Source organism: Microcoleus sp. T2B6 (assembly GCF_036700475.1).
GTDB lineage: Bacteria > Cyanobacteriota > Cyanobacteriia > Cyanobacteriales > Microcoleaceae > Microcoleus.
This window is the reverse complement of record NZ_JAUBOZ010000206.1, coordinates 1-4,965: the sequence shown is the minus strand read 5'-3', so window position 1 is coordinate 4,965 and position 4,965 is coordinate 1. Positions and strand designations below refer to the sequence as shown.

At 53.5% G+C, this 4,965-nt stretch carries 1 protein-coding gene, 2 tRNA genes and 2 rRNA genes; all 5 read left to right on the top strand.

What is annotated here, in order from left to right; all coding sequences use genetic code 11:
* Positions 1-259: 259 nt before the first annotated feature.
* Positions 260-1,744: ribosomal RNA gene (locus tag QUA00_RS36195) — 16S ribosomal RNA — on the top strand.
* A 47-nt stretch (positions 1,745-1,791) separates the two neighbouring features.
* Positions 1,792-1,956: a hypothetical protein gene (locus QUA00_RS36190; protein WP_333154394.1), complete on the top strand. Its 165-nt coding sequence runs from the start codon at positions 1,792-1,794 to the stop codon at positions 1,954-1,956.
* Positions 1,947-2,023, top strand: a tRNA-Ile gene (locus tag QUA00_RS36185). The genes QUA00_RS36190 and QUA00_RS36185 overlap by 10 nt, the downstream gene beginning before the upstream one ends.
* Positions 2,024-2,032: 9 nt before the next feature.
* Positions 2,033-2,108: transfer RNA gene (locus QUA00_RS36180), tRNA-Ala, on the top strand.
* Positions 2,109-2,424: 316 nt separating this feature from the next.
* A 23S ribosomal RNA gene (locus tag QUA00_RS36175) occupies positions 2,425-4,965 on the top strand; the annotation flags it as partial.

The window sequence follows — 4,965 nt, the reverse complement described above, 5'->3', positions numbered from 1 at the left end:
TATTAGTGTCTGGTGGTTCTTTGACATTGTTGTTTTTTGATGAAGGGACATGTGGGCGACGGCGCCCGGTCCGGGGACCTCAAGGCTCCGGGTACCGGTTATTTAAGCCGATGCCGCATATGCGTGACCACCACGGTTGCGTGTATGTCAAGCATGTTCATTCGTATCCATTACGTTTGACAGTGCAGGTATTGGCTCCTTGCAGCTCATGCCGGATTGGTTGGTGGGGTTTTTCCTCATGCTGATTTGGTGTGTGACACAACTTGAGAGTTTGATCCTGGCTCAGAACGAACGCTGGCGGCATGCCTAACACATGCAAGTCGAACGAGACCTTCGGGTCTAGTGGCGCACGGGTGCGTAACGCGTGGGAACCTGCCTTTAGGTTCGGAATAACTCAGAGAAATTTGAGCTAATACCGGATAATGTCTTCGGACCAAAGATTTATCGCCTTTAGATGGGCCCGCGTTGGATTAGCTAGTTGGTGGGGTAAAGGCCTACCAAGGCGACGATCCATAGCTGGTCTGAGAGGATGATCAGCCACACTGGGACTGAGACACGGCCCAGACTCCTACGGGAGGCAGCAGTGGGGAATATTGGACAATGGGCGAAAGCCTGATCCAGCAATGCCGCGTGAGTGATGAAGGCCTTAGGGTTGTAAAGCTCTTTTACCCGAGATGATAATGACAGTATCGGGAGAATAAGCTCCGGCTAACTCCGTGCCAGCAGCCGCGGTAATACGGAGGGAGCTAGCGTTGTTCGGAATTACTGGGCGTAAAGCGCACGTAGGCGGCTTTTTAAGTCAGGGGTGAAATCCCGGGGCTCAACCCCGGAACTGCCCTTGAAACTGGGAAGCTAGAATCTTGGAGAGGCGAGTGGAATTCCGAGTGTAGAGGTGAAATTCGTAGATATTCGGAAGAACACCAGTGGCGAAGGCGACTCGCTGGACAAGTATTGACGCTGAGGTGCGAAAGCGTGGGGAGCAAACAGGATTAGATACCCTGGTAGTCCACGCCGTAAACGATGATAACTAGCTGTCCGGGTTCATGGAATCTGGGTGGCGCAGCTAACGCATTAAGTTATCCGCCTGGGGAGTACGGTCGCAAGATTAAAACTCAAAGGAATTGACGGGGGCCTGCACAAGCGGTGGAGCATGTGGTTTAATTCGAAGCAACGCGCAGAACCTTACCAGCCTTTGACATCCTAGGACGACTTCTGGAGACAGATTTCTTCCCTTCGGGGACCTAGTGACAGGTGCTGCATGGCTGTCGTCAGCTCGTGTCGTGAGATGTTGGGTTAAGTCCCGCAACGAGCGCAACCCTCGTCCTTAGTTGCCATCATTAAGTTGGGCACTTTAAGGAAACTGCCGGTGATAAGCCGGAGGAAGGTGGGGATGACGTCAAGTCCTCATGGCCCTTACAGGCTGGGCTACACACGTGCTACAATGGCATCTACAGTGGGCAGCTATTCCGCAAGGATGCGCTAATCTCCAAAAGATGTCTCAGTTCGGATTGTCCTCTGCAACTCGAGGGCATGAAGGCGGAATCGCTAGTAATCGCGGATCAGCATGCCGCGGTGAATACGTTCCCAGGCCTTGTACACACCGCCCGTCACACCATGGGAGTTGGATTCACCCGAAGGCAGTGCGCTAACCGCAAGGAGGCAGCTGACCACGGTGGGTTCAGCGACTGGGGTGAAGTCGTAACAAGGTAGCCGTAGGGGAACCTGCGGCTGGATCACCTCCTTTCTAAGGATATTCACGAAAGCGCCTGGGCTTGTCCTGGGAAGAGCTTCGTGGCTTCCAAAGAACATTGCCGTCGTCCTCATGTCCTTTCATCAATCGGATGCAGCTTGCAGCACAGAAGTGTTGTGAGTTGTGTGCCTGAGCCGGCTCGCGCCCGTTTGCGGCAGCCTGTTCCTTCGGGAATGGCGGCCGGATGCGGTGGTGTGGGCCTGTAGCTCAGTTGGTTAGAGCGCACCCCTGATAAGGGTGAGGTCAGTGGTTCGAATCCACTCAGGCCCACCATTACCTTAAGGGGCCTTAGCTCAGCTGGGAGAGCACCTGCTTTGCAAGCAGGGGGTCATCGGTTCGATCCCGATAGGCTCCACCAGGTACACATGGTGCGGCGCGGCTTTGGTCAGCGCGCACAATCCGATAGATGAAACGAAAACTGATCCCCGCCCCAAGCGATTGGAGGCAGGGTGAGGCGGTCGCCATGTTTTGCATGGGATTTGCCGATCTTTGACATTGTGAATGGGTTTTTAAATCGATGCCGTGGCGCATGGATTGTAACGGGCAGACTTTGGTCTGTGCCGGCGATCGTGCATCACAAATCAATCAAATTGATTATCTGGCTGAGATAATTTCTCCCACCGTCTTCAAGCGCTCAGGTTTTATGCAGGCCTGACGTTGATGGTGTGGATTCTCAAGCGTGAGGTAAGAGCATTTGGTGGATGCCTTGGCATGTACAGGCGATGAAGGACGTGGCACGCTGCGATAAGCGTCGGGGAGTTGTGAGCAAACTTTGATCCGGCGATTTCCGAATGGGGAAACCCACCTTCACCATTTCTTCCAGTTGGCTTTCGGGCTGCCTGGGCGAGGTGGATAAGGTATCACCGAGCTGAATAAAATAGGCTTGGTGAAGCGAACCCGGGGAACTGAAACATCTCAGTACCCGGAGGAAAAGACATCAACAGAGATTCCCGTAGTAGTGGCGAGCGAACCGGGACCAGGCCAGTGCCTTCATTTCAACTAGCAGAACACTCTGGAAAGTGTGACCATAGCGGGTGACAGTCCCGTATGCGAAAGTGATGATGAAGGACTTGAGTAGGGCGGGACACGTGAAATCCTGTCTGAACATAGGGGGACCACCCTCTAAGCCTAAATACTCGTACATGACCGATAGCGAACACAGTACCGTGAGGGAAAGGTGAAAAGCACCCCGATTAGGGGAGTGAAACAGTACCTGAAACCGGATGCTTACAAGCAGTTGGAGCCTCTTTAGGGGGTGACAGCGTACCTCTTGCATAATGGGTCAGTGACTTAATCTAGCATGCGAGCTTAAGCCGTTAGGTGTAGGCGAAGCGAAAGCGAGTCTGAATAGGGCGACTGAGTATGTTGGATTAGACCCGAAACCCGGCGATCTAGGCATGAGCAGGTTGAAGGTGCGGTAACACGCACTGGAGGACCGAACCGTTTAATGTTGAAAAATTATCGGATGACTTGTGTTTAGGGGTGAAAGGCCAATCAAGCCGGGAAATAGCTGGTTCTCCGCGAAATCTATTGAGGTAGAGCGTCAGATGTATGCCGATGGGGGTAGAGCACTGGATGGGCTAGGGCTGCGCGAGCGGTACCAAACCTAACCAAACTCCGAATACCATCGAGTCTTGTCTGGCAGACAGACGGCGGGTGCTAAGGTCCGTCGTCAAAAGGGAAACAGCCCTAACCTACAGCTAAGGTCCCCAAGTCATATCTAAGTGGGAAAGCATGTGGGAATCCCAAAACAACCAGGAGGTTGGCTTAGAAGCAGCCATCCTTTAAAGAAAGCGTAACAGCTCACTGGTCTAAATAAGGGTTCCTGCGGCGAAGATGTAACGGGGCTAAAGATATGCACCGAAGCTTAGGGTTGCAGTTTACTGCAGCGGTAGCGGAGCGTTCCGTAAGCGAGTGAAGGAGGAGGGTAACCGACTCTGGACGTATCGGAAGTGCGAATGCTGACATGAGTAGCGACTAACAGGGTGAGATACCCTGTCGCCGAAAGACCAAGGGTTCCTACGCAATGCTAATCAGCGTAGGGTGAGCCGGCCCCTAAGACGAGCCCGAAGGGGGTAGTCGATGGGAACCACGTTAATATTCGTGGGCCTGGTGGTGTGTGACGGATCTCGTAAATTGTTTTCCCTTATTGGATTGGGAGGGCAGTGAAGAGGTTCCAGGAAATAGCCCCACCGTATAGACCGTACCCGAAACCGACACAGGTGGTCAGGTAGAGTATACCAAGGCGCTTGAGAGAAGTATCCTGAAGGAACTCGGCAAATTGCCTCCGTACCTTCGGAAGAAGGAGGCCCCATCTTAAGGCAACTTTTGGTGGGGGGCACAGGCCAGGGGGTAGCGACTGTTTATCAAAAACACAGGACTCTGCTAAGTCGGCTTCAAGACGACGTATAGGGTCTGACGCCTGCCCGGTGCTGGAAGGTTAAGAGGAGGAGTGCAAGCTCCGAATTGAAGCCCCAGTAAACGGCGGCCGTAACTATAACGGTCCTAAGGTAGCGAAATTCCTTGTCGGGTAAGTTCCGACCTGCACGAATGGCGTAACGACTTCCCCACTGTCTCCAGGATATGCTCAGCGAAATTGAATTCTCCGTGAAGATGCGGAGTACCCGCGGTTAGACGGAAAGACCCCGTGCACCTTTACTGCAGCTTCAGAGTGGTATTAGGAAAGAGTTGTGTAGCATAGGTGGGAGGCTTTGAAGTGTCGGCGCCAGCTGACATGGAGCCATAGGTGAAATACCACCCTGCTGTTTTCTGATATCTAACCTCGCACCGTTATCCGGTGTAGGGACCCTCTGTGGCGGGTAGTTTGACTGGGGCGGTCGCCTCCTAAAGAGTAACGGAGGCGCGCGATGGTAGGCTCAGGACGGTTGGAAACCGTCTGTTAGAGTGCAATGGCATAAGCCTGCCTGACTGCGAGACTGACGAGTCGAGCAGAGACGAAAGTCGGTCATAGTGATCCGGTGGTCCCTCGTGGAAGGGCCATCGCTCAACGGATAAAAGGTACGCCGGGGATAACAGGCTGATGATTCCCAAGAGCTCATATCGACGGAATCGTTTGGCACCTCGATGTCGGCTCATCACATCCTGGGGCTGGAGCAGGTCCCAAGGGTTTGGCTGTTCGCCAATTAAAGTGGTACGTGAGCTGGGTTCAGAACGTCGCGAGACAGTTTGGTCCCTATCTGCCGTGGGCGTCGATA